We start from the raw sequence: 21,824 nt of genomic DNA on the forward strand, positions 1-21,824 counted from the left end.
AGCGGAGCCAATAAAAACGGGACCTTATGGTCCCGTTTTTTTTATGCCTTCGACCGACGCCTTGCGAAAGCGACGACTACCAGACCGCCCAGGAACATGGCATAAGTTTCAGGCTCCGGCACCGGCGCTGCGAAGCTTTGGCCGGATGTGCTTGTAGAAAAACCGAGCCGGCCATCGAGTTCGGCATTCCCGGCGATGACTGTCACGTTGAGGACCCTGCTTTGTTGCGGGCCACGGTATGAATAAAGGCTATCGTCAAGATAGGTTTCATACAGATCGGCTGGATTTGCCTTATACGACGCAAAGACCCCAGCGTATGCGTTGACCACGGCATCAGATGTTTGTTGTGAGGAAATGCTACCGTAACCCATGATGACTGCTGCAGTGTGTGGTGTCAGCGCGAAGTCCCATTGAACTATGGTATCGGCGGAAAATCGCGGCGATGTCCCGCTTACATGGGTAAAGGAAAACGCGAGAGTGTCGACGTAAAGGGAGGTGGCGCCGCCGGTGCCGTCAGTGACGGAGGCTCCACCAGGGTGGTTAATAATGTCCACCGGATTAGGATGCCCAGACGAGTCTGGGTACGCGGCGGCTGCGATCCAATACGAAGGATTGGTTAACGTCAGGCTGGGGGCGATTCCATCGCCAGGATTAAGATCGATGAGTGTGTAGGTAAATCCAGTCAGCTGGGCATTAGCGATACTCTCAGCATGACTTGTCGGCGCAGCAGCGGCCAACAAACAAAAACTTGCAAGACTGACGATTTTTTTCCAATTCATGTGACATCCCTAGATCATTGTGGTTGTAATAACGGCATGCAATATTACATAGCATTATCTAGTTGTCAATAATATTTTCCTTTCGGTATTAATTATTGCAGATCGCCGGTGGCGAAGTAGATGGCGCCGGCGGCTGCCAAGGCTCCGGCCAAGGCGGCAGCGGTCAAAAAGCCGGCGGCCAAGAAGCGCCAGCCAAAAAAGCAGCACCTAAGAAAGCTGCAGCCACCGCTGAGTAATTTTCAGCGGAGCCAATAAAAAACGGGACCTTGATGGTCCCGTTTTTATTTCAAAATATACTGCAATGAGTTCCTTTAGCCGGCGAGTAGAAAATACAGCTCGCATCTCTACATCAGGAGTGATCATGGCCGATCGTGTTGCCGAACTTGCCGCTTTGGGCTGCGCGCTCCCTGCCCATGAGCGGCTACGCTTGCTGTCCTTACTTCTCCAGTCCTTGCATAGCGATGCGTTGGGCGAGGTCGATGCCGTATGGATGGTGGAAATCGAACGTCGCGTCGCCTCCCATGAGCGCGGGGACGGCGAGTTATTCGAGGTGGATGACGTGATGAATGATGCCGCCCGTATAGCACCTTGAACCAGAAACGCCTCCGCATACGAGCCGAAGCCCGCGCCGAGTTGCTGCGCGAGACGGAGTACTACGAGAAGCTGCAACCCGGAGCCGGCCGGCGTTTTCGAACTGCCGTGCAAGCGACGTTCAATCTGATCTTGAAGTTCCCTACAGGTGGACCATTGGGACTGCTGGTACGCGTAAGACCAAGGTTAAGGGCTTTCCATTTACGGTGGTGTACCGCGAAGAGACGGCCGAGATTATTATCTTTGCGATTGCGCACGACAAGAAACGACCTGGCTACTGGATGAAATCCCTCTAGTCGAAGCTGGACCTATGCAAAGCCGCTGTTCGGTCGCGGCTTCCGACCAAACTATCCTTCGAGCCATTTGCTAAGGCGCCGTTTGACATCGTCCTGCGAAAGTGTTCCCTCAGCTTTTACGCGCTCGTCGCTTTTCTCGATCTTGGTGAGCACGTAAAGATGATACTGGATATCGTCTAGCGAACAGTCGTCTGGCAGAGACTCCAGAAGACTGATTACTCGTTGTTTGGCTGGTGACATGGCTTGGCTCCAGAATCTGATGTCCTTGTATGACTTTAGTATATCGCGTGGATGCGATGCTTGATCTTGCCGAAAGTAGAGTGCGTGCCGGCTGGAGCTAAACGCGCCAGGTCTTGCCCGGCTTCATGGGGATTTCGACTGGTTCGCCGGCCTGCCATTGCAGCACGTCTTCCTTGCTGAGCGCGACTGCGGGTGTGGCCGTGGCCAGGTTGGTGGCGATGGCGATCCATTGCGGCTGTTCGCTCCGATAGATTGTGATCTCGCACGCGCCACTTGGACTGCCGCAAGCCCAGGCCAGCCAGTCGTCGCTGATCAACAGATAAGCCAAGTGGTCGCTATGCGGATCTGCCAGCCGCAGGCCGTGCATGGCGCCGCTGGGCTCGCGATACCAATCTTCCTCGTAGCTGTTGTCGAGGCCGGTTTCGTGGACGTGGTCAGCGTCGTCGAAGCGCATCCAGCCGGCGTCGAGCTCGCCGCTGAGGGCGGGGTAGGCGATGGCGGGATGCCAGGTGCAGCGCTCGCCTTCCACCACGGTCTCGCCGGCGAAGCCGTTGATGCCGATGCGGTCGACGGGAATGCGCAGGTCGATGTGATAGCGCTCCGCCTGGAGCCACCACACTTGCGTGGTCAGGTCGCTGCTGCCGTTGCTGCGCCAGATGCCGCTGCGGCGCCACAGGCCTTGGTATTCTGCTGGAACCATGTCACTTCAAATCGTCGGTGTAAAAATAGACCGTACCACGAATCGCGCTGGCGGGCACATGCAGCGCGGCGGCCAGCGCTTGCACGTCCGGCTGCCGCAAGGCTTGCTTGTTCAGCGTGATCGCCGCCGTCGATGCGCCGCCGGCCGCCGCGTAGGAAACGATGTGATCGAAATCCGGTCGGCTGTCGATCTGCTTGACCAGGTAGCGCTGCTTGCCGCTGCCGATCTGCACGTAGCGGGCGTCGGCACTGGCCTTCTGCGCCGGCGACAACTGGCGGTACATCAGCACCTTGTCGACCACGACAGTGGAGGCGGCGAACTGCGTCTTGCCGCCTTGCTCGAAATGGCCCAGCACCAGGTCGGCCTTGAACTGTCGCAGCGGCGCGGCGCTCGCAGGCGCCAGGCGCGACAGCTCGAACTTCTCCGGCGCGATGGTCCACAGCGCGGTCTTGCCGTCGAGGCGCTGGCGCAGCGCCGCGTCGGTGGCGGGATCGGCCACGTGCACTTGCAGGATCACCTGATAGTCGTGCGGCGCATGGAACATCGGCAGGTGCGATGCGTACAGGCCCTCCTTGCCGCCGAACAGCGCCATGCCGTGCTCGCCGTAGCTGGCGTCGGCCGCACCGGCGCCGCCGGCGATCAAGGCCAGCGCAAGTAGTGCGGCCCTCATGCCTTCACCAGCAGCTTGCCGCGATGCTCGCCGGTGAACAGCGAGTTCAGCGCGGACGGCAATTGCGCGAAGCCGTCGATTACGGTTTCCTCGAACACGATCTCGCCCGCCTTCACCCACGGCGCGACGATGTTGATCATTTCGTCCGTGCGGTGCAGATAGTCGCGCGCCAGCATGCCCTGGATGGTGGCGCGCTGGTACAGCATGTGATGCAGCAGGCGCGGCCCCAGTTCCGGCGTCTCCAGGCCGCCGCTGTACTGGCTGATCTGGCCGCAGATGACGATGCGCGCGCGGCGGTTGATCAGCGGGATCACCGCATCGGTCACCATGCCGCCGACGTTATCGAAATACACGTCGACGCCGCCGGTCAGTCGCTTGATTTCCGCGCCCAGCGACCCTGCGTCGGCGTAGGCCTTGTAGTCGATGGCCCAGTCCGCGTACAGCGTGTTGCGCAGCCAGTCGCACTTGGCGGCGCCGCCGGCGATGCCGAGCACGCGCGCGCCGTGGCGCTTGGCGAATTGCACCACCAGCGAGCCCACCGCGCCGGCCGCGCCGGACACCACCACCACCTCGCCCGCATGCGGCTTGCCCGATTCCGTCAGGCCGAACCAGGCGGTGCGGCCCGGCATGCCCAGCACGCCGAGCGCGGTGGTCACCGGCGCCAGCTCGGGATCGATGCGCTTCAGGCCGCTGGCGTGGATGCGCGCATGCGTCTGCCAGCCGGTGTAGCTCTGCACCCAGTCGCCGGCGGCGAAGCCGGGCGCGTTCGACGCCAGCACCTGCGCCACCACGGCGCCTTGCTGCACGGTGTTGAGCGGATGCGGCTCGGTGTCGTAGGTCGGCTTTGTGGACTGGCCGATGCGCATGTAGGGATCGACGCTGAACCAGCGCGCTTCGATCAGCACCTCGCCGTCGCCCAGCGCGGTCGACAGTGGTTGTTCAACGAGCTGGTAGTGCTCGGCCGTGATCTGGCCGACGGGTTGCCGGCGGTAGATCCATTGTTGTTGGGTGAGAGTCGTCATGCTGCAGATGGTAAGATGCGCTTCGTATCCAGTAAAGCAACTTAAATTCACCTTTCGTATCCTGTTGGGACATCATGAATCTTTCCGACCTGCGTGTTTTCGTCAGCGCCGCGCGCCGTCCATCGCTGGGCGCCGCCGCGCTGGAGTTGCATTTGACGCCGTCGGCGGTGTCCAAGGCGCTCAAGCGGCTGGAAGACAGCCTGGGCAAGCCGCTGTTCGACCGCAGCGCCAAGCAGCTGGTGTTGAACGATAGCGGCCAGCTGTTGCTGGCCCGCGCCCAGAACTTGCTGGCGCTGGCCGACCAGGCCAAGGCCGACCTGATGGGCGAACGCGCCGCCGTGGACAGCCGCGTCGCCGGCCCGGCCATCCTGCTGTGGCGGCATGGACAGATGCTGTCGCAGGCGCTGCGCGCCTACCCGGAGGCCAGCCTGCGCATGCAGGCCATGTTCGAGGATGAAGCGCTGGCGGCGCTGCTGCGCGGCGATATCAACGCCGCCATCGTCACCGGCGACGTCATCGAGGGACGCGGCGAGCACTGGTCGGATGAATGGCAGGTCACGCCTCTGGGCAGCGTGACCTTGCATCTGGTGGCGGGGCAGCGTCATCCGCTGGTGGCGTCGCTGGCGCCGGCGTCGCTGCTGGAGGCGGACACGGCGCAGGTGCTGGCGCATGATTTCGCCTGCCCGTCGAGGTCGCTGTTTTGCGGCGTGCAGCGCGGCGCCCGTTCCGACGGCTGGCGCGACGACCAACTGCCGCGCAAGATCCGCTACTGGACCGACGATCTGCAGCTGTTGCTGGCGCTGGTCAAATCCGGCGAAGCGCTGGCCTATCTGCCGGACTTCGCGCTGGCCGATCCCGAGCTGCGCCGCATCCACGTGGCCGATTGCGGGTTCGAATGCGTGGAGCAGGTGGCGCTGGTGTGGAACCGCGTCAAGGCCAGCGCCTGGCAGCGCGAACTGGCGGCCTCGCTGGCGGGCCACCTAATCCGGGGTCAAGTCTGACATTCGGACACGGCCTCTGCCGTACGATCAGCTACGGCAGAGGCCGTGTCCGAATGTCAGACTTGACCCCCGCTTATTGGCTCTGCAGTTCGACGGGGAGCATGTTGTCGTCGGGCTTGCGGTCGATCAGCTTGTTGTCGGGGTCGATCCCGGCCTTGCCCGGACGGCCGCTGATGATCACGGTGTACAGATTGTCCTTGCGCTCGATCAGCTTGCGCTCGCGGTACAGGCTGTTGCCGTCCTTGTCGTCGATGCCGATGTCGATCCAGTCCTTCAACGGCGTGTCTTTTTCCGCGCCCTGGTCGTTGGCCCGCACCTTGGCGGCGCTGACCGCGAACGTCACTTCATACTTGCCGTCCACCAGCTTGCGCGCGGTGGCCGAGACCGCATGGTTTTCGTACAGCACGATGTGGTTGAACAGGTCGTCGATCAGGTAGGCCTGCTCCGGCGGCGTGATCTTGCGCAGCGCGTCGACCAGCACCGTGACGCTAGGATAGGGCCCGGTCTTGCGGCCATATTGCGCCAGCATCTCCTTCAACGCGGCGTTGACCTTGGCTTCGCCCAGGATGTCCTGCAATTGGTACATCGCCAGGCTGCCCTTGCGGTACTGGATGTAGTTCTGGTTTTCGTTTTCCGCCAGCGGCATTTCTTTCTTGCGCTCCAGCGCGCGGCCCATCAGGTACAGGTCCAGGTCGTAGTGCAGGAAGCGCCGCATCTTGTCCGCGCCGAAGTTCTTTTTCATGACCATCAGCGCCGAGTATTCGGCCAGCGTTTCGCTCAGCACCGTGCCGCCGCGCGTGTTGCCGCCGACCAGCTGGTGGCCCCACCACTGGTGCGCCACTTCGTGCGCGGTGACGTAGAACGGGTAGTCGATGTCCTTCGGGCTCTTGTCGTTGACCTTGGCGATGAAGCCCAGCGATTCCGAATACGGTATCGTGGTCGGCAGCGATTGCGCGAAGGTGGCGTAGCGCGGGAACTCGACGATGCGCACCAGCTTGTGCTGGTAGGGCCCGTAGTTGCGGGTGTAGTAGTCCAGCGATTCCTTGATGCCCTTGTCCATGCGGTCGAGGTTGTACTCGTGGCCGGGATGGTAGTACAGCTCGATGCCCACGTCCTGCCACCAGTCGCGCTTGACCAGGTAGCGCGCCGACTGGATGGCGTAGTTGTTCAGGATGGGCTGGTCCATCTTGTAGTGGTAGTAGTGCCGTCCCTGCTTGCTCCATTCCTTGACCAGCGTGCCCGGCGCGATGGCGATCTGGTCGGCGCTGGTGCTGACGGTAGCGTCAAAGTTGATCCAGTCGGCGTCGTTGCTGATGAGGTTGTTGGCCAGGCCGGCCGGATCGTCGCGCGGCAGCATGCGCTCGCGCGCCGGCAGCTTGTGTTTCCTGCGGTCGCGCACGTCGCTCAGTTCCATCCCTTGCTGGTAGCCGATGTGCGGCAGCACGCCGTTGTTGAAGAAGGTGCCGTTGCCGATCACCGGCGTGTCCTGGCCCATGCCCAGGATGCCGCCGGGCAGGTAGACCACGTCGAAGTCCATCGCCAGCTGCGCGCCCGGCGCCAGCGGCTTGGCCAGCTTGTAGCTGTAGAAGCCGAGCTCGTCATCCTGGAAGCCTGGCCGCGCGTCCTGGCTGAAGCGTACCTTCAACTGGCTGGTGCTGTTGTCCTGGTAGACCAGCACGTCGCTGATCGGCTGCGCGGTTTTGTTCTCCAGCAGATAGCGGCCCTTGACGACCAGGCTGCGCTGTTCCGGCGCGATGGCGACGTCGAGCTTGACGTCGGTGATGCGCGGCTGCGGCACCACGGCGAATTTCTTGTACTTGCGCTCGTAGTCGGCGCGTTCGGCATCCTTCTGGTAGGCCGACTTGAAACAGTGGACGATGTGGGTGTTGTAGAACACCACGCTGCCGGCGCCGACCAGGACCAGCAGGCCGGCCGCCAGCGCGCTCAGCACCGGCACCGTCAGCGCATGGCGCGCCAGTTGCAGGCGCTGGCGCCAGCCGTCGTTGGTGCCGCGCGCCCAGAACAGCAGCGACAGCACGATCAGCAGCAGGGCGGCGCCGGTCCAGTAGAGCTCGAACCAGCGCTCGCGCGCCAGGAAGTGGCCGTAGCCGTTCATGGCGGAATAGATGAAGGTCGGCATGCTGCCGTAGATGAGCATGGGATCGTCGATGCCCACCGTGCCCAGCGTGACGCTGGCCACGTAGTAGACGATCATCGCGAAGTAGGCCAGGTATTTTTGGTTGATCAGCACTTGCAGCGCGATCGCCAGCACCGCCGACAGCGCATAGGCCGGCAGCTGGAGCAGGAACAGGTGGTACAGGTACAGCCCCGGCTCCAGGATGAAATAGCCTTTGGCGATCTGGATCGCCATGCCGCACAGCATCACCACCACCATTAGCAGGGTTTGCAGGCCGATCAGCGCGATCAGCTTGGACAGCAGCGGCAGCCAGCTCGGGATCGGCAGCGCGTCCAGCATCTGCGCCATGCGCGCCTCGCGTTCGCGCCACACCAGCTCGCCCGCGTAGAAGGTGGTGATGACGAACATGAACAGCGTGAAGGTGGCCGACACCGACTCCAGCACCAGGTAGGTGACCGGATAGGTGGTGGTGCCGAACATCGAGCCCATGTCCAGCGCGCTGGCCAGCATCATCAGCACGCCGGCCAGCACCAGCACCAGGAAGTAGATGTTCTTGGTGGTTTCGCGCAGGTTCAGCCAGCTCATCTTGAACAGCAGCGCGGCCAGGCTGCGCGACTGGAAGTCCGGCTTTTCCTGGGTGCTGGTGGACTGGGCCGACAGGTGCAGCGGGGTTTCGCCTTCGCCGCGGCTGGTGCTGCCGGCGCCGCTGTCGATGGTGGCGATGAAGTGGAAGCGCCAGTAGCCCAGCAGCAGGCCGGCCAGCGCGAACGAACACCACAGCACGCGGTTGAGCAGGTACACGCCTTCCGGCCAGAACATGCGGCTGTTGCGCTCGATGATGGGCCAGTACTCGGTCAGGCGGATCACGGCGGTGGTGCCGAAGGGGTCGATCAGCGCGGCCAGGGTTTTGTAGTCGAGGTCGCGCGCCAGGCCGGGGGCGACGATGTAGCCGATCAGCATGACCACGCTGGAGATGTAGACCGGCAGCATGCGCCGCGTCAGCGCGGCCAGGATGAAGAACACCGCGCCGAAGATGAAGATGTTGGGCAGGATGACGATCAGGTAGGGAATCAGATAGCCCGGCACGCCAGGCTGGCCCAGCCGCTCCGGATCGATGCCGGGGATGTAGCTGCCCAGCCAGGCGCCCAGCAGGATGCTGGTGAAGATGATGGCCAAGGTCAGGTAGGCGCCGAGGAAGCGGCCGAACATGTACTGGTGCTTCTTGATCGGCGCCGAGAAGAAGAAGTGCTGCATGTCGTATTCGAAATCCTGCTGCACCGAGCGGCCCATCATGGCGGCCATGACCACCACGCCCAGCGAGGCCAGCACGCTGGTGGTGAACATCAGCGAGCGCGGCGAATTGATCAGCTGGCTGCCGAAGGCGACCGAGCTGCCCTTGAAGACGCCGCCCGCGGCGGCCATCCACAGCAGCGACAGCGCCAGGAAACCGAAGAAATAAACCCAGGTGGACAGCAGCTTGAGGCGCTGACGCGCTTCAAAGTAGGCGATGGAAAACATGGGCCCGCCTTAATCGCAGGTGGCCGCAGCGCTGTGGCGGCCGGCGATGGTGGCGAAATAGACATCCTCGAGGTCGCCGATGGCTTCTTCGAAGCCATCGCCGGGATCGGTCTCGCTGTAGACATGGATCAGGGTGCGGCCGGACAGCAGGCGCGACGAGATGACCGGATGGCGCAGCTGGAACGATTGCAGGTCGCGCTTGTCGATGAAGCGGGCCCAGATCTTGTCGCTGACGTCGTGGATCAATTCCTGGGTCGGGCCGCACAGCAGCAGATGGCCCTTGTTGATGATGGCCATGTTGGCGCACAGGTCGGCCACGTCGCTGACGATGTGGGTCGACAGGATCACGGTCTTGTCGTCGCCGATGTCGGACAGCAGGTTGTGGAAGCGCACCCGTTCCTGCGGGTCGAGGCCGGCGGTCGGCTCGTCGACGATGATCAGCTTGGGGTCGCCCAGCAGCGCCTGGGCGATGCCGAAGCGCTGGCGCATGCCGCCGGAGAAGCCGCCGAGGCGCTGGTTGCGCACGTCGAACAGATTGGTTTGCTGCAGCAGGCCGTCGACCACTTCGCGCCGGCGGTTGCGGTTGGACAGGCCCTTGAGCACGGCGAAATGGTCGAGCAGCTCGTAGGCCGTCACCTTCGGGTACACGCCGAAGTCCTGCGGCAGGTAGCCCAGCAGGCGGCGCACCTCGTCTTTTTCGTCCAGCACGTCGATGTCGTCCAGGAACACCGAACCGGAATCGCATTCCTGCAAGGTCGCCAGCGTGCGCATCAGCGTCGACTTGCCGGCGCCGTTGGGCCCGAGCAAACCGAACATCCCGGCCGGGATGGTGAGCGAGATATTGTCCAGCGCTACGACGCCATTGCCGTAGGTTTTAGACAAGTTGCTGATGCGTAATTCCATGCTAACTCCTGAATGATTCTGCCGGTGCCTGCGCCGCGTTTCTGCACGGCCATACACTTTTCACATGATGGCATTGTATTGAATTTGCTCTATATGTGGGGCGCCATTGCGATAGGCGGCCGAAACCGCGCGCCAGAGTGCAGAAAAGGCCGACCAGACGGCGGCGCGTAGCGGCCCCATCCGTGGCTAGTTGAATAGACAACTTGTTCAATTTCTAAACAAAACCTGCTCCCGGTTGAACCACCAGCGGCACAGGGCCAGCAGGGCGCCGGCGGTCAGGCTGGTCGACAGCAGGATGAGCCAGAACATGCTGTAGTCCATCGTGCCCTTCACCAATTCCTTCATCGCGAGCGAAACATTGGTCATCGGCACCATCGCCCATTTCCAGTTCAGCTCGACGCCGGGCAGCAGCGCCACCAGGGTCGGCAGCACGGTGACGATGATCAGCGGCGAGATCAGCCCGGCCGCTTCCTTGTAGCTTTTGGCGTAGACCGAGATCGACAGCAGGATGGCGGCGAAGATGGCGGCGGTCGGCACCAGCATCAGCGCCACCATGGTCAGGTCGAGCAGGCCGATGGCGCGCACCATCTGCACCAGGTCGCCGCCCATCATGGGGCCGAAGAAATACAGCAGCATGCCCAGGCTGGCTATCATCAGCAGCGCCGAGGTCAGGCCGACGGTGAACAGCATCAGGAACTTGGCCATCACCAGCGCGGTGCGCGAGACCGGCGCCAGCAGCAGGGTTTCCAGGGTGCCGCGTTCCTTCTCGCCGGCGCCGGTGTCGATCGCCGGATACATGGCCGCCATCAGGCACACCATCAGCAGGATGTAGGGCAGCATGCCGCCGACCACGGCGCCCATCTGCTCGCGCTTGTCGGCGGTGGAGTGGTCTTCCAGCGTGATCGGGTCGAGCGCGAAGCGCAGCTGCTCCTTGTTGAGCTTGAGCGCGGACAGCGCCTGTTCGCGCAGCAGGCGGTTCTGGCCGCCGACCACCGACAGCACGCGCTTGCGCGTCAGGTCGACCGTGACGGCGCTGTTGTAGTGCAGCGCGATCACGGCTTGCTGTTGCTGGGCCAGGCTCGCTTCGAAGCCGGCCGGGATCACCAGCGCGAACTTGATGCGGTCGTCGCCGATGGCGGCCTTGATGTCGGCCGGGCCGGCCAGCACCACTTCGCGGAAGCCTTTTTCGCTGGCGAAGCGTTCGGCCAGCTTGGGCGCGTTGTCCTTGCCGAAGATGGAGTAGGTCATCTCGGCCTGGCTGGCCTGCTTGAACATGCTCGACGAGACGTAGCTGAAGCCGGCGAAGATCAGCGGCATGGCGAACACCGGAATGAACACGGTGAAGAAGAAGGTGCGGCGGTCGCGCGCCAGCTCCAGCAACTCCTTGAGGTAGATGATCCACATGGCTCAGGGCTCCTGGTTGATGACGCCGACGAAGGCGTCGTACAGGTCGGCGCTGCCGCCCAGGTGGCGCAGCTGGTCGACCGTGCCGTGGAAGGCGGTCTTGCCGTGGTTGATGATGCAGACGCGGTCGCACAGCTTTTCCACTTCGTGCAGGTGGTGGGTGGAGAAGATCAGCGGCACATGCAGCGCCTTGTAGCTGGCGATGAAGTCCAGCAGGATCTTGGCCGACATCACGTCCAGGCCGGTGGTCGGTTCGTCGAGGATGACGATCTGTGGCTCATGCACCACGGTGCGGGCGATCGAGCATTTCTGTTTCATGCCGGTGGACAGCTGGTCGGCGCGCTTGTTGCCGTACTCGGTCATCTGCAGCAGCTCGAACAACTCGTCGCAGCGGCGCTTCAGGTAGGGCGGGCTCATGCCGTGCAGGCGGCCGAAGTATTCGACGTTTTCGCGCGCGGTCAGGCGGCCGTACAGGCCGGTGGTGCCGGATAAAAAACCGATGTGCTGGCGCGCCGCCAGCGGATCTTGCAGCAGGTCGACGCCGTTGGCGTGTATGCTGCCTGCATCTGGTTTCAGGGCGGTGGACAGCAGGCGCAGGGTGGTGGTTTTGCCGGCGCCGTTGGGCCCGAGCAGGCCCAGCACCTCACCGGGAGCGCAGCGGAAGCTGACGTCGCGCACCGCATGGAACCAGCCGTCGTGGTCGCGCGGATCGCGCGCCTGGGCCGGCTTGCCGCCGCGCGACGACAGGCGAAAACGCTTGGCGAGACCCTTGACCTCGATCATTGTTCTGCCCCTTGTTAAAAAGATTTCAAGAGTAGCATGTAAAAATTCTCGCGCGCAAGCTACTAGCTGTACAAATGTCTTGCTATAGTCGGATATGGGAGAACAACAAAAAATGCATCCTCAATTGCAGGAAAAAATTCTGGCGGTCACCCATTGCGGCGTCGATCGCAGCGAGTCCACCGGCTTCTTTCGCGTGGCGCTGGGCCTGTTTTACCTGTCGGGCCTGATGACCAAGGAAACGCTGGATTTCGGCAAGCTGGACCGCGACTTCAACCGCTTCATCTATCACAGCATCGGCAAGGGCCACAGCATCACTAGCATCCTGCAATACATGAGCGGGGAGAAGGTGGTGCCGGTGGTGGAATCCAAGCGCTTCCTGCGTGCGTTTGCCGAGCACTGCCCGGAAGTTCCGATCGAGAACATCCCCTTCCTGCTGGGCCTGAACCTGAGCGTGGCGAAGGACATTTCCAGGATCGACGTGCGCGGCCCGGTGGCCGACTACATCGAACGCCAGCGCCAGTTGCGCGAAGCGGCCGAGGCAAACTGAGGCTGACGCCTCTATAATATTGCTTTCGTCCGAAATCGAGTTTTCCTATGGCCGCACAGCACCACACTCCGCTGGACCGATTGATCGCCGGCGCCGACAAGGCGCTGCGCGTGATCACCGGCGTCGCCTCGGCATCGCGGCCGACGCCGGCGCAGCACGCGGCCGACGCCCAGATGAGCGAGGCGGAAACCCGCCACAGCGCCGGCTTGATGCGGGTGAACCATGTGGGCGAGGTGTGCGCGCAGGCGCTGTACAACTCGCAGAGCCGCTTCGCCAAGACCGCGGAAATGCGCGCGCAGTTCGAGCAGGCGGGCAGGGAAGAGGAAGACCATCTGGCCTGGACCGCGCAGCGGCTGGCCGAACTGAACTCGCACATCAGCGTGCTCAATCCGCTGTTCTATGCCGGCGCGTATGCGCTGGGCACGGTGGCGGCGGTGCTGGGCGATGCGCGCAGCCTGGGCTTTGTGGTGGAGACCGAGCGGCAGGTGGAGGCGCACCTGGCCAGCCATCTGGATAAGCTGCCGCCGCAGGACGCCAAGTCGCGCGCCATCGTCGAGCAGATGCGGCAGGATGAGATCGAACACGGTGCCGCCGCGCAGGCGCTGGGCGCCTCGCAGACGCCGGCCCCGGTGCAGGCCGTGATGGCGGTGATGGGCAAGGTTATGACCAGCACCGCGTATTACGTCTAAGCCTCGATAATCTCGAACGAGTGGGTGATCTCGGCGGTCTTGCCGAGCATGATGGACGCCGAGCAGTACTTGTCGTGCGACAGCGTGATCGCCCGTTCCACCGCTTCCGGCTTCAAGTCCTTGCCGGTCACGGTGAAGTGGAAATTAATCTTGGTGAACACCTTCGGCTCGGTGTCCGCGCGCTCGGCGGTCAAGGTGCATTCGCAGCCGCGGATGTCGGCGCGGCCCTTCTTCAGGATCAGCACCACGTCGTACGCCGTGCAGCCGCCGGTGCCCAGCAACACCATCTCCATCGGCCGCGGCGCCAGGTTGTGGCCGCCGCCCTCGGGCGCGCCATCCATGTTGACCATGTGGCCGGAACCGGTCTGGGCCAAGAAACTCATGCCCGACGGGCCATTCCAGCTGACTTTGCATTCCATCATTCTCTCCGTTAAAAAGCGTTGCGCATATTGTAAAGGAGTCCGGCCGGACTGGCTTGCATGAGGTTTTTTAACTTGCAGCGACCGCGAACGAATCGCATACTTTATGACTTAGATCAAGGAGGGTGCGATGAATCAGGCCATCAAATACCTTTGTTCCTATGGCGAGTTGACCGCGCCCGGCACCACGCCCCTGGGTCCGCTGCCCGACGATTTCACGCTCAATTCGCCGGTCGGCGTGCATGCCGATAGTTTCGGAAGGCTGTGGGTGTGCGATACAGGCAACAGTCGCGTGCTGGTGTTTGACGCCGATTTGTCCGAACTGCTGCATGTGATCGAGGGCCCGGGCGACGACACGCCCGACGCGCCGCGCCTGCTGATGCCCTTCCACGTGTGCCCGCATCCGACACACCAGTTGATGTACTGCACCGACATGGGCCACGGCCGCGTGGTGGTCTTCGCCTACGACGAGCACGAGATCTGGTTCAGCTATGTCTTCGGCGAAGGCGACAGCCATTACCTGCCGCTGTCCGATCCGAACGGCATCACCGTGGTGCGCGAGCGCGACGGCGTCGACTACCTGTATGTCTGCGACGAGTTCTTCCACACGGTCGACGACCTGGCCAGCCGCTGCGTCAAGTTCACGCTGGAGGGCGAATTCATCAGCCAGTTCCGCCACGTCGGCGGGCCCGGCGTCAGGCATGAATTGCTGTGGCCGCAGGGCCTGGCCAGCGACACACAAGGCAATCTCTACCTCGCCAACACCGGCCACTACGAAATACTGAAGATTAGCACCGACTGGCCCATCGTCGACGAGTGCGTGCAGGCGCCGCATGACACGGTGATGCTGCACCAGCACGGCAAGCCCACCGGCATCGGCAAGTTCAATGTGATGCGTTCGGTGTGCGTGATCGGCGACCGCGTGTTCGTGCCCGGGCATATCGAGAACGCCATCACGGTGTACGACCTGGCGGGCAATCAGGTCAGCGTGGTCGACGGCCTGCTGCCTATGTGGAATCACACGCTGGAGCCGGTGCACAGCCTGTCCGATTTCGTCTATGGCGCGCTGGAGGACGTGGTGTTCGTCGGGCCGTACCAGATCTGCGCGGCGGAAGGCGAGCAGGATGTGTATTTCATCAGCGAGCCGTTCGCCTCCAGCGTGATCAAGGTGCGCATCCCGCGCATGATGGGCAACGGCGGCGAGGAGGATGCGCTGCTGATCGAATCGGTCGGCCACCGGCGCGACGACCAGAACCAACTGCGCTCGAGCTCGCAATTCAATTGCATGACCTCGGTGATCGGCTTCAATCGCGAACGCCGCACCGTGCCGCGCGAGCCCCAGGCCGGCGGCAACTGGATCGACCAATGGGCGCTGGCCACGACCAGCATCTACAAGTACTGGTACGAGCAGTTCCGCAGCCACATGGGCATCGATCCGCTGGCGCGCATGGAGAATGCGTCGCTGAACATCGATTCCGGCAACTGGTGCATTAAGACTTTCAACACCGAGAGCGCCCCCTACCACCAGCTGCAGGACATGATGCGCGGCTTCTTCGTGCCGGGCGACCTGGCGATGGACGTCTACTATCCGCACGCGGCGCCGCTGGGGCAGATCTGCCCCGGCACGCCGATCGTGTTCGTCACCAACTTCAATATGGGTACGGTGGCGATGTACCAGTTCAATCCGGCCGGCTACCTGATCAACTACGGCATGCCCTTCGGCCGCGAGGGCGTGGGCGGCGACGGCACGCTGAAGGCGCCGCAGGGCATCGCCATCAACGGCCAGGGCGAGATCTATATCGCCGATTCGCTCAACAACCGCATTTCGATGTGGCAGATCCAGCCGACCGGCTACGTCGCCTTCCGCAAAAACTTCCGCTGGCAGTCGGACGACGACTTCACGCCCTGCGACGTCGCCATCGACGCCCGGGACCGCCTGTTCGTCTGCGACCAGTTCAACAACTGCCTGCGGGTGTTCGACCGCGAGGGCAATAGCCTGTGGACGTACGGCAAGCTCGGTTATTGCGACGATGTCAATGTCGACTACGAAAAATTCATGCTGCCGGCCAGCGTCTGCATCGACGGCGACCGCCTGATCGTCAACGACCTGGTCAACCGCGCGCTGAAAGTGTTCCGCATCGGCGAGCACACGCTGACTTACGAAACCGGCATTTCCGTGTTCAAGAAGTACCCGGACGCGGGCGGCGTCTGGATGCCGTACTTCATTTACGCCGACCGTGGCCGCCTGTACGTGCCCGATACCACTTTCAATGTGGTCAATGTTTTCCGTTATGGGGCCGCGGGGCCTGATTCCGCCGGCATTGCGGCTTGACTCGGCGGGTGTTTCCCGCTTATACTTGTCGGCTTTCCGTTCGCTCAGGAAAGTAAATAAGAAGGCCGAGTCCGCTGAAACAATGGCGGAACCACCATTTGAGCGTGTTTTATTATTTAGGAAGTCAACATGAAAACTTTTTCCGCTAAGGGCCATGAAGTCCAGCGCGATTGGTTCGTGATTGACGCGACGGACAAAGTCCTCGGACGTGTTGCCAGCGAAGTGGCACTCCGACTGCGCGGCAAACACAAGCCAGAATTTACTCCTCACGTCGATACCGGCGATTTCATCGTCATCGTCAATGCAGGCAAACTGCGCGTGACCGGCACCAAAGCAACCGAGAAGACCTATTACCGTCACTCGGGCTACCCAGGTGGCATCTATGAGACCAACTTCCTGAAAATGCAACAGCGTTTCCCAGGTCGTGCTCTGGAAAAAGCCGTCAAGGGCATGCTGCCGAAGGGCCCACTGGGCTACGCAATGATCAAGAAGCTGAAAGTGTACGCTGAAGGTTCGCACCCGCACGCTGCTCAGCAACCTAAAGCACTCGAAATCTAAGGAACTGACATGATCGGTAACTACAATTACGGCACCGGCCGTCGCAAGAGTGCAGTAGCTCGTGTGTTTATCAAAGTTGGCACTGGCCAAATCATCGTTAACGGCAAGCCAGCGGCTGAGTACTTCTCCCGCGAAACCGGCCTGATGGTTATTCGTCAACCACTGGAACTGACCGGCAACGTTGAGCGTTTTGACATCAAAGTCAACGTTCACGGCGGCGGCGAGTCCGGCCAGGCAGGTGCTGTGCGTCACGGCATCACCCGCGCCCTGATCGACTACGATGCAGCGCTGAAACCGGATCTGGCACGCGCCGGCTTCGTTACCCGCGATGCACGTGAAGTTGAACGTAAAAAAGTTGGTCTGCGCAAAGCACGTCGCGCAAAGCAATTCTCGAAGCGTTAATTTTTACGCTGTGGTGCGCTGCTTGCGGCGCACCAAGAAAAAAGCCGCCGGCCCTGTGTCGGGCGGCTTTTTTGCTATCTGGCGGGCGCGCAGTGGTACGTCACGCGTCTGTCGCATATGCCTGATAAAATGGCAGTCCCCTCTACGCACTACCTCATTCAAGGAAAGAACATGATCAAAGTTGGCATCGTCGGCGGCACCGGATACACCGGAGTGGAATTGCTGCGACTGTTGGCAGTCCACCCTGATGTGCAGCTGACGGCTATCACGTCGCGCAAGGAAGATGGCTTGCCGGTTGCCGATATGTTCCCTTCGCTGCGCGGCCGCGTGGACCTCGCCTTCTCGTCGCCGGACAAGGCCGACCTGAGCAAGTGCGACGTGGTGTTCTTCGCCACCCCGCACGGCGTGGCCATGGCGCAGGCGCCGGCGCTGCTGGCGGCCGGCGTCAAGGTGATCGACCTGGCGGCGGATTTCCGCATCAAGGACAAGGCCGTCTTTGAAAAATGGTACAAGATCGACCACACCTGCCCGGAACTGCTGGAAGAAGCGGCCTACGGCCTGGCCGAACTGAACCGCGACGCAATCAAGGGCGCGCGCCTGGTCGCCAACCCGGGCTGCTACCCGACCACCATGCAGCTGGGCTACTACCCGCTGCTGAAGGCCGGCCTGATCGATGCAGGCTCGCTGATCGCCGACTGCAAGTCGGGCGTGTCCGGCGCCGGCCGCAAGGCCGAGATCGGCACGCTGTTCTCCGAATCGAGCGACAACTTCAAGGCCTACGGCGTGGCCGGTCACCGCCACACGCCGGAAACCTCGGCGCAGTTGCAAAAGTTCACCGCCGACCAGGTCGGCCTGGTGTTCACGCCGCACCTGGTGCCGATGATACGCGGCATGCACTCGACCTTGTACGGCCGCCTGACCAGGGATGTCGGCAACGAAGAGCTGCAGGCGCTGTTCGAGGCGCAGTACCAGGATGCGCCGTTCGTCGACGTGATGCCGTTCGGTTCGCATCCGGAAACCCGTTCCACCCGTGGCTCCAACATGTTGCGCCTGGCGCTGCACCGCCCGGACAACGGCAACACCGTGATCGTGCTGGTGGTGCAGGACAACCTGGTCAAGGGCGCGTCCGGCCAGGCGGTGCAGTGCATGAACCTGATGTTCGGCCTGGAAGAAACCACCGGCCTGACCCAGATCGCGCTGCTGCCGTAAATCAAAGTGCGGCAGGGCGGGGATAGTAGATTAGGAATTCCCGCCCACTCCGCCAGCAGAAAGCCGCACATGATCGATTTGGACAGCCTGATCGGCGCCGCCACCCGCGTGCAAGGTAATTTGCTGTTTCGCGGCGGGATGCGCATTGATGGCGAGGTCATCGGCAATATTGTCGCGGAGGCAGGACATCCCAGCTATCTGGTCATTGCCGAGCATGCTCGTGTGGAAGGCGAGATACGTTGCGACCACCTGGTGGTCAATGGCGAGGTTCAGGGTTGTGTTTTCAGCGCGGATTTGCTTGAAATCCAGCCGAGTGCCCGTATCATTGGAGATGTCAGTTATAAAGTACTGGAAATGCACGGCGGCGCGCAGGTGTTGGGCACATTGACCCATCGTGACAGCTCCGGCGTGGAGCCGCTTTTGGCGGTCTCTGGAGCATGAATTACGCCAACGGTCTATAATGGATCAAATGTTTTCACGTAGGAGTCTGAAATGAATGCTGTCGCCGAATCGCTAGATGTAATCCCGTCGCCTATTATCTTCACCGATAGCGCGGCTGAAAAGGTCGCCCAACTGATCGAGGAAGAGGGCAATCCAGACCTGAAGCTGCGCGTATTCGTGCAGGGTGGCGGCTGCTCCGGCTTCCAGTACGGCTTCACGTTTGACGAAATCGTCAACGAAGACGACACCACCATGGTCAAGAACGGCGTCCAGCTGTTGATCGATTCGATGAGCTACCAGTACCTGGTCGGCGCGGAAATCGACTACAAGGACGACCTGGAAGGCGCGCAGTTCGTCATCAAGAACCCAACCGCCACCTCGACCTGCGGCTGCGGCTCTTCGTTCTCGGTATAAGTTGCGCACGACCGGCCCTGGCCGGTTGCGCTAAACGGCGGACAACTCCGGTTGTGCCGCCGTTTTTGTTTTAGCGCGGGTACAGCGCACCCAGCACGCGGTCGCCACTGGCGCCCGTCACGCTCGGCAGGTTGCCCGCCAGCCGCTCGGTGAAACGGTAGCCCAGCCAGGCGAAGGCCATCGCCTCGACCCGGTTCGGCGCCACGCCCAGCGCCTGCGTCGACGCCACCGTCACCTGCCGGCCCAGCGCCGCGCCCAGCTCATCCATCAGCACGCCGTTGTAGGCGCCGCCACCGCAGACGTAGACCGCGTCCGTGCCCGCACCATAGGCCTGGATCGCCCGCGCCAGCGTGAGGGCCGTCAGGCGCGTCAGCGTGCGCTGCACGTCTTGCGGCTGCGCGCCGGCGAACGCCGCCAGATGCTGGTCCAGCCAATCGATGTGGAACAGGTCGCGGCCCGTGCTCTTGGGCGCCGCCAGCGCGAAATACGGCTCGGCCAGCAGATTCGCCAGCAGGCCGGGGATTTCCTTGCCGCTGGCCGCCCAGGCGCCGTCCTGGTCGAATTCCTTGCCCTGGTGGCGGGCGATCCACGCATCCATCAGCACATTGCCCGGCCCGGTGTCGAAGCCGATCACCTTGCCATCCGTCAGCACGCTGATGTTCGAGATGCCGCCGATATTCGCCACCACCCGCGTCTGCCCGGGCTTGCCGAACAGCGCCTGGTGGAAGGCCGGCACCAGCGGCGCGCCCTGGCCGCCGGCGGCGATGTCGCGGCTGCGGAAGTCGGCGATCACGTCGATGCCGCACAGCTCGGCCAGCAGGGCGGGATTATTGGTCTGGCGCGTGAAGCCCAGCTCGGGACGGTGGCGGACCGTCTGTCCATGCACCGCCACCGCGCGCACGTCCTGCGCTTGCAGCGAGGCGTCGTCCAGCAGCGCCTTGACGCACTCGGCGTAGAAGCGCGCCAGCTGATTGGCGGCCAGCGCCTCGCGCTCGATCTCGTTGTGGCCGGCGGCTTGCAGGGCCAGCAGGTCGGCGCGCAGGGCGGGCGGGAAGGGCACGTAGGCGGCCGCCAGCGTGTCGATGGCGTCGCCGGTGAAGCGCGCCAGCGCGCCGTCCACGCCGTCCAGGCTGGTGCCGGACATCAAACCGATATACAGAGACATTGTGGTATCCCGAAGCAGAAAAACGTATTCTGCCTGAGTCGGCGTGCGCTGTCGCACAGAAGAAGCGGCCTGGCCGGCGCATGCTGATAAAAAAACAGGCCGCTGGCGCGACCTGTCTTGGATGAAGCTGAATTGAAACCTTATTTCGCGGCGACGCGGGTGCCGCCGGAGCCGCCCGGCTGCAGCAGCGCGAAGCGGTGCGACATGTCGGAAGCGTAGGACTTGAAGCGGGACATCTCGGCTGCCGTCAGCGGCGCCTGGGCCTGCACATTCATCTTGCCCGGATCCTTGGCTTCGCCGCCGACGCGGAATTCGTAGTGCAAGTGGGCGCCGGTCGACCAGCCGGTGGTGCCGACGTAGCCGATCACGTCGCCCTGGCTGACCTTGCTGCCTTTTTTCAGGCCAGGCGCGAAGCGGCTCATGTGGGCGTAGGCGGTGGTGTAGTTGGCCCAGTGCTTGATCATGACGAAATTGCCGTAGCCGCTTTGGGTGCCGGCGAAATCGATCACGCCGTCGCCCGAGGCGCGGATAGGAGTGCCGGTCGGCGCCGGGAAGTCGATGCCTTTGTGGGCTTTCCACTGGCCGGAAATCGGATGCACGCGCATCGCGAAGCCAGAAGAGATACGGGAGAATTCAACCGGGGATTTGAGGAAGGCTTTCTTGAGGGCTTTGCCGTCGAAGCTGTAGTAACCGCCGCCCTGCTTGCTTTGTGGATCTTCGAACCAGACCGATTGATAGGTCGTGCCCTTGTTGGTGAACTCGCCCGCCAGGATGCGGCCCGCTCGCACAAACTCTCCATCCTGCCAGAACGTTTCGTAGACCACATTAAAATGGTCGCCGCGCTTCAGGTCGCCGCGGAAGTCGATGCTGGTCGAGAACATCTCGACGATCTGCTTGACGATGGTGTCCGGCAGCTTGGCGCCGTCTTCGCTCGAATCGGTTGCCGCATACAAGGTCGAGCTGATGGTGCGCGCATGCATTTCCACGCGGCGTTCCAGCTTGGCCGCTTCTTCTTCCGCGACAAAGCCGTCGCCCTTGCGGGTGACCTTGATGTTCTTGACCGGAATGTCCTTGCCATCCACCACCACGGCGCGCAGCCATTGCAGATTGCCCTCGTCGTCGGTCTGCGCCTGTACCCGCTTGCCGGTCTTGAGCTGCATCACGCCTTTCGCGACTTTATCTTTTTTGATAAAGTTCTCGGCCGCGTCGTCGTCGATGCCCAGACGGGTCAGCAGCGCGGCCAGCGTATCGCCGGCGCGGATTTTTTCTTCGTGGACGAAGTGTTCGTTGGAGGATTGCTGTTCCAGCGCGGAGATCTGCGAGCTGAGATCCGGCAGTGCGACCGATTCCTGCACCGATTTGACCGGCAGGTCGGAGGCGTCTGGGGCGAGCGGAGCTACGCCGGCGGCGCCAAAAGCACAGACTGCCAGAAACAATGCAGACGTGCTGATGATGCGCGCTTTGCGCGTGGAACCTAGCAGACTGAACAAGCGTGAGCTCGTGAATTTATGTATTTGGTTCATGCAATCAGTTAAAATTTGCCGCTTGAACTATTCAGGAACGTTTTATTTCTTCTAATTATTGTTTAAGTTCGTTTTCGTACG

General features: G+C 62.3%; 21 protein-coding genes. 10 read left to right on the plus strand and 11 right to left on the minus strand.

The genetic code is table 11. The features are described 5' to 3' along the window. Nucleotides 1–41: 41 nt before the first annotated feature. Nucleotides 42–779 carry a PEP-CTERM sorting domain-containing protein gene (locus AC1RMD_RS10795; RefSeq protein WP_492926450.1) on the minus strand — a complete coding sequence of 246 codons (738 nt, stop codon included), beginning with the start codon at nucleotides 777–779 and terminating at the stop codon, nucleotides 42–44. Nucleotides 780–1,140: 361 nt separating this feature from the next. On the opposite strand from AC1RMD_RS10795, the gene AC1RMD_RS10800 reads away from it, so the two are divergent. Further along, a complete protein-coding gene (locus AC1RMD_RS10800; protein WP_492926452.1) occupies nucleotides 1,141–1,371 on the plus strand; it encodes an addiction module protein in 231 nt (76 codons plus the stop codon). A 632-nt stretch (nucleotides 1,372–2,003) separates the two neighbouring features. On the opposite strand, the gene AC1RMD_RS10805 is transcribed toward AC1RMD_RS10800, so the two are convergent. Genes AC1RMD_RS10805 through AC1RMD_RS10815 form a run of 3 tightly spaced genes read right to left on the minus strand, consistent with a single transcriptional unit; the run spans nucleotide 2,004 to nucleotide 4,298 of the window. Next, the gene (locus AC1RMD_RS10805; RefSeq protein ID WP_492926454.1) at nucleotides 2,004–2,606 is read right to left on the minus strand and encodes a hypothetical protein; all 603 of its coding nucleotides are present in this window, start codon (nucleotides 2,604–2,606) and stop codon (nucleotides 2,004–2,006) included. 1 nt (nucleotide 2,607) lies between these two features. Beyond that, nucleotides 2,608–3,276: a hypothetical protein gene (locus AC1RMD_RS10810; RefSeq protein ID WP_492926456.1), complete on the minus strand. Its 669-nt coding sequence runs from the start codon at nucleotides 3,274–3,276 to the stop codon at nucleotides 2,608–2,610. Then, on the minus strand, nucleotides 3,273–4,298 hold the full coding sequence (locus tag AC1RMD_RS10815) for an NADP-dependent oxidoreductase (protein ID WP_492926458.1): 1,026 nt from the start codon (nucleotides 4,296–4,298) through the stop codon (nucleotides 3,273–3,275). Before AC1RMD_RS10815 ends, AC1RMD_RS10810 begins: the two co-directional genes overlap by 4 nt. Before the next feature lie 74 nt (nucleotides 4,299–4,372). Between AC1RMD_RS10815 and AC1RMD_RS10820 the strand changes: the two genes are divergently transcribed. Beyond that, complete coding sequence (locus AC1RMD_RS10820; protein WP_492926460.1) at nucleotides 4,373–5,299, plus strand: LysR family transcriptional regulator; 927 nt, start codon at nucleotides 4,373–4,375, stop codon at nucleotides 5,297–5,299. Nucleotides 5,300–5,372: 73 nt separating this feature from the next. Here the strand turns inward: AC1RMD_RS10820 and AC1RMD_RS10825 are convergent, their stop codons facing one another. The 4 genes from AC1RMD_RS10825 to AC1RMD_RS10840 form a co-directional block, all read right to left on the minus strand. Beyond that, a complete protein-coding gene (locus AC1RMD_RS10825) occupies nucleotides 5,373–8,954 on the minus strand; it encodes an ABC transporter permease/M1 family aminopeptidase (RefSeq protein ID WP_492926462.1) in 3,582 nt (1,193 codons plus the stop codon). 9 nt (nucleotides 8,955–8,963) lie between these two features. Then, nucleotides 8,964–9,857: an ABC transporter ATP-binding protein gene (locus tag AC1RMD_RS10830; RefSeq protein ID WP_492926464.1), complete on the minus strand. Its 894-nt coding sequence runs from the start codon at nucleotides 9,855–9,857 to the stop codon at nucleotides 8,964–8,966. A gap of 207 nt (nucleotides 9,858–10,064) precedes the next feature. After that, nucleotides 10,065–11,261 (minus strand): ABC transporter permease, encoded by a 1,197-nt coding sequence (locus AC1RMD_RS10835; protein ID WP_492926466.1) that lies wholly within the window; start codon nucleotides 11,259–11,261, stop codon nucleotides 10,065–10,067. A 3-nt stretch (nucleotides 11,262–11,264) separates the two neighbouring features. Continuing rightward, nucleotides 11,265–12,044, minus strand: coding sequence for an ABC transporter ATP-binding protein (locus tag AC1RMD_RS10840; RefSeq protein WP_492926468.1), 780 nt, complete (start codon nucleotides 12,042–12,044; stop codon nucleotides 11,265–11,267). Between the two features lie 112 nt (nucleotides 12,045–12,156). Between AC1RMD_RS10840 and AC1RMD_RS10845 the strand changes: the two genes are divergently transcribed. Beyond that, nucleotides 12,157–12,591: a hypothetical protein gene (locus AC1RMD_RS10845; protein ID WP_492926470.1), complete on the plus strand. Its 435-nt coding sequence runs from the start codon at nucleotides 12,157–12,159 to the stop codon at nucleotides 12,589–12,591. 47 nt (nucleotides 12,592–12,638) lie between these two features. Further along, nucleotides 12,639–13,280, plus strand: a complete 642-nt coding sequence (coq7, locus tag AC1RMD_RS10850; protein WP_492926472.1) for a 2-polyprenyl-3-methyl-6-methoxy-1,4-benzoquinone monooxygenase — start codon at nucleotides 12,639–12,641, stop codon at nucleotides 13,278–13,280. Here coq7 and AC1RMD_RS10855 read toward each other — a convergent pair. Then, complete coding sequence (locus AC1RMD_RS10855) at nucleotides 13,277–13,699, minus strand: OsmC family protein (protein WP_161083897.1); 423 nt, start codon at nucleotides 13,697–13,699, stop codon at nucleotides 13,277–13,279. The two genes, coq7 and AC1RMD_RS10855, sit on opposite strands and share 4 nt — an antisense overlap. A gap of 130 nt (nucleotides 13,700–13,829) precedes the next feature. Here AC1RMD_RS10855 and AC1RMD_RS10860 point away from each other — a divergent pair, with 130 nt between their 5' ends. The 6 genes from AC1RMD_RS10860 to erpA all read left to right on the plus strand — a co-directional run bounded on the left by AC1RMD_RS10860 (nucleotide 13,830) and on the right by erpA (nucleotide 19,055). Further along, nucleotides 13,830–16,031 (plus strand): NHL repeat-containing protein, encoded by a 2,202-nt coding sequence (locus AC1RMD_RS10860; RefSeq protein ID WP_492926474.1) that lies wholly within the window; start codon nucleotides 13,830–13,832, stop codon nucleotides 16,029–16,031. 129 nt (nucleotides 16,032–16,160) lie between these two features. After that, complete coding sequence (gene rplM, locus AC1RMD_RS10865; RefSeq protein WP_008445136.1) at nucleotides 16,161–16,589, plus strand: 50S ribosomal protein L13; 429 nt, start codon at nucleotides 16,161–16,163, stop codon at nucleotides 16,587–16,589. Between the two features lie 9 nt (nucleotides 16,590–16,598). Further along, on the plus strand, nucleotides 16,599–16,991 hold the full coding sequence (rpsI, locus tag AC1RMD_RS10870) for a 30S ribosomal protein S9 (protein ID WP_020704898.1): 393 nt from the start codon (nucleotides 16,599–16,601) through the stop codon (nucleotides 16,989–16,991). Between the two features lie 171 nt (nucleotides 16,992–17,162). Further along, entirely contained in the window at nucleotides 17,163–18,200 is a 1,038-nt protein-coding gene (gene argC / locus AC1RMD_RS10875) for an N-acetyl-gamma-glutamyl-phosphate reductase (RefSeq protein ID WP_492926477.1), read from the plus strand. A 69-nt stretch (nucleotides 18,201–18,269) separates the two neighbouring features. Then, complete coding sequence (locus tag AC1RMD_RS10880; RefSeq protein ID WP_492926479.1) at nucleotides 18,270–18,641, plus strand: bactofilin family protein; 372 nt, start codon at nucleotides 18,270–18,272, stop codon at nucleotides 18,639–18,641. Between the two features lie 51 nt (nucleotides 18,642–18,692). After that, entirely contained in the window at nucleotides 18,693–19,055 is a 363-nt protein-coding gene (gene erpA / locus AC1RMD_RS10885) for an iron-sulfur cluster insertion protein ErpA (protein WP_008445143.1), read from the plus strand. Between the two features lie 70 nt (nucleotides 19,056–19,125). Here the strand turns inward: erpA and AC1RMD_RS10890 are convergent, their stop codons facing one another. Further along, nucleotides 19,126–20,220 carry an anhydro-N-acetylmuramic acid kinase gene (locus AC1RMD_RS10890; protein WP_492926481.1) on the minus strand — a complete coding sequence of 365 codons (1,095 nt, stop codon included), beginning with the start codon at nucleotides 20,218–20,220 and terminating at the stop codon, nucleotides 19,126–19,128. 140 nt (nucleotides 20,221–20,360) lie between these two features. Continuing rightward, nucleotides 20,361–21,743, minus strand: coding sequence for a M23 family metallopeptidase (locus AC1RMD_RS10895; protein ID WP_492926483.1), 1,383 nt, complete (start codon nucleotides 21,741–21,743; stop codon nucleotides 20,361–20,363). Nucleotides 21,744–21,824: the final 81 nt, after the last annotated feature.

Source organism: Duganella sp. GW822-FHT06D06 (genome assembly GCF_058799615.1).

Bases quoted from the DNA above. Each gene is read 5' to 3' on its own strand.
- AC1RMD_RS10795 (WP_492926450.1), bottom strand. From the start codon at position 779: ATGAATTGGAAAAAAATCGTCAGTCTTGCAAGTTTTTGTTTGTTGGCC.
- AC1RMD_RS10800 (WP_492926452.1), top strand. From the start codon at position 1,141: ATGGCCGATCGTGTTGCCGAACTTGCCGCTTTGGGCTGCGCGCTCCCT.
- AC1RMD_RS10805 (WP_492926454.1), bottom strand. From the start codon at position 2,606: ATGGTTCCAGCAGAATACCAAGGCCTGTGGCGCCGCAGCGGCATCTGG.
- AC1RMD_RS10810 (WP_492926456.1), bottom strand. From the start codon at position 3,276: ATGAGGGCCGCACTACTTGCGCTGGCCTTGATCGCCGGCGGCGCCGGT.
- AC1RMD_RS10815 (WP_492926458.1), bottom strand. From the start codon at position 4,298: ATGACGACTCTCACCCAACAACAATGGATCTACCGCCGGCAACCCGTC.
- AC1RMD_RS10820 (WP_492926460.1), top strand. From the start codon at position 4,373: ATGAATCTTTCCGACCTGCGTGTTTTCGTCAGCGCCGCGCGCCGTCCA.
- AC1RMD_RS10825 (WP_492926462.1), bottom strand. From the start codon at position 8,954: ATGTTTTCCATCGCCTACTTTGAAGCGCGTCAGCGCCTCAAGCTGCTG.
- AC1RMD_RS10830 (WP_492926464.1), bottom strand. From the start codon at position 9,857: ATGGAATTACGCATCAGCAACTTGTCTAAAACCTACGGCAATGGCGTC.
- AC1RMD_RS10835 (WP_492926466.1), bottom strand. From the start codon at position 11,261: ATGTGGATCATCTACCTCAAGGAGTTGCTGGAGCTGGCGCGCGACCGC.
- AC1RMD_RS10840 (WP_492926468.1), bottom strand. From the start codon at position 12,044: ATGATCGAGGTCAAGGGTCTCGCCAAGCGTTTTCGCCTGTCGTCGCGC.
- AC1RMD_RS10845 (WP_492926470.1), top strand. From the start codon at position 12,157: ATGCATCCTCAATTGCAGGAAAAAATTCTGGCGGTCACCCATTGCGGC.
- coq7 (WP_492926472.1), top strand. From the start codon at position 12,639: ATGGCCGCACAGCACCACACTCCGCTGGACCGATTGATCGCCGGCGCC.
- AC1RMD_RS10855 (WP_161083897.1), bottom strand. From the start codon at position 13,699: ATGGAATGCAAAGTCAGCTGGAATGGCCCGTCGGGCATGAGTTTCTTG.
- AC1RMD_RS10860 (WP_492926474.1), top strand. From the start codon at position 13,830: ATGAATCAGGCCATCAAATACCTTTGTTCCTATGGCGAGTTGACCGCG.
- rplM (WP_008445136.1), top strand. From the start codon at position 16,161: ATGAAAACTTTTTCCGCTAAGGGCCATGAAGTCCAGCGCGATTGGTTC.
- rpsI (WP_020704898.1), top strand. From the start codon at position 16,599: ATGATCGGTAACTACAATTACGGCACCGGCCGTCGCAAGAGTGCAGTA.
- argC (WP_492926477.1), top strand. From the start codon at position 17,163: ATGATCAAAGTTGGCATCGTCGGCGGCACCGGATACACCGGAGTGGAA.
- AC1RMD_RS10880 (WP_492926479.1), top strand. From the start codon at position 18,270: ATGATCGATTTGGACAGCCTGATCGGCGCCGCCACCCGCGTGCAAGGT.
- erpA (WP_008445143.1), top strand. From the start codon at position 18,693: ATGAATGCTGTCGCCGAATCGCTAGATGTAATCCCGTCGCCTATTATC.
- AC1RMD_RS10890 (WP_492926481.1), bottom strand. From the start codon at position 20,220: ATGTCTCTGTATATCGGTTTGATGTCCGGCACCAGCCTGGACGGCGTG.
- AC1RMD_RS10895 (WP_492926483.1), bottom strand. From the start codon at position 21,743: ATGAACCAAATACATAAATTCACGAGCTCACGCTTGTTCAGTCTGCTA.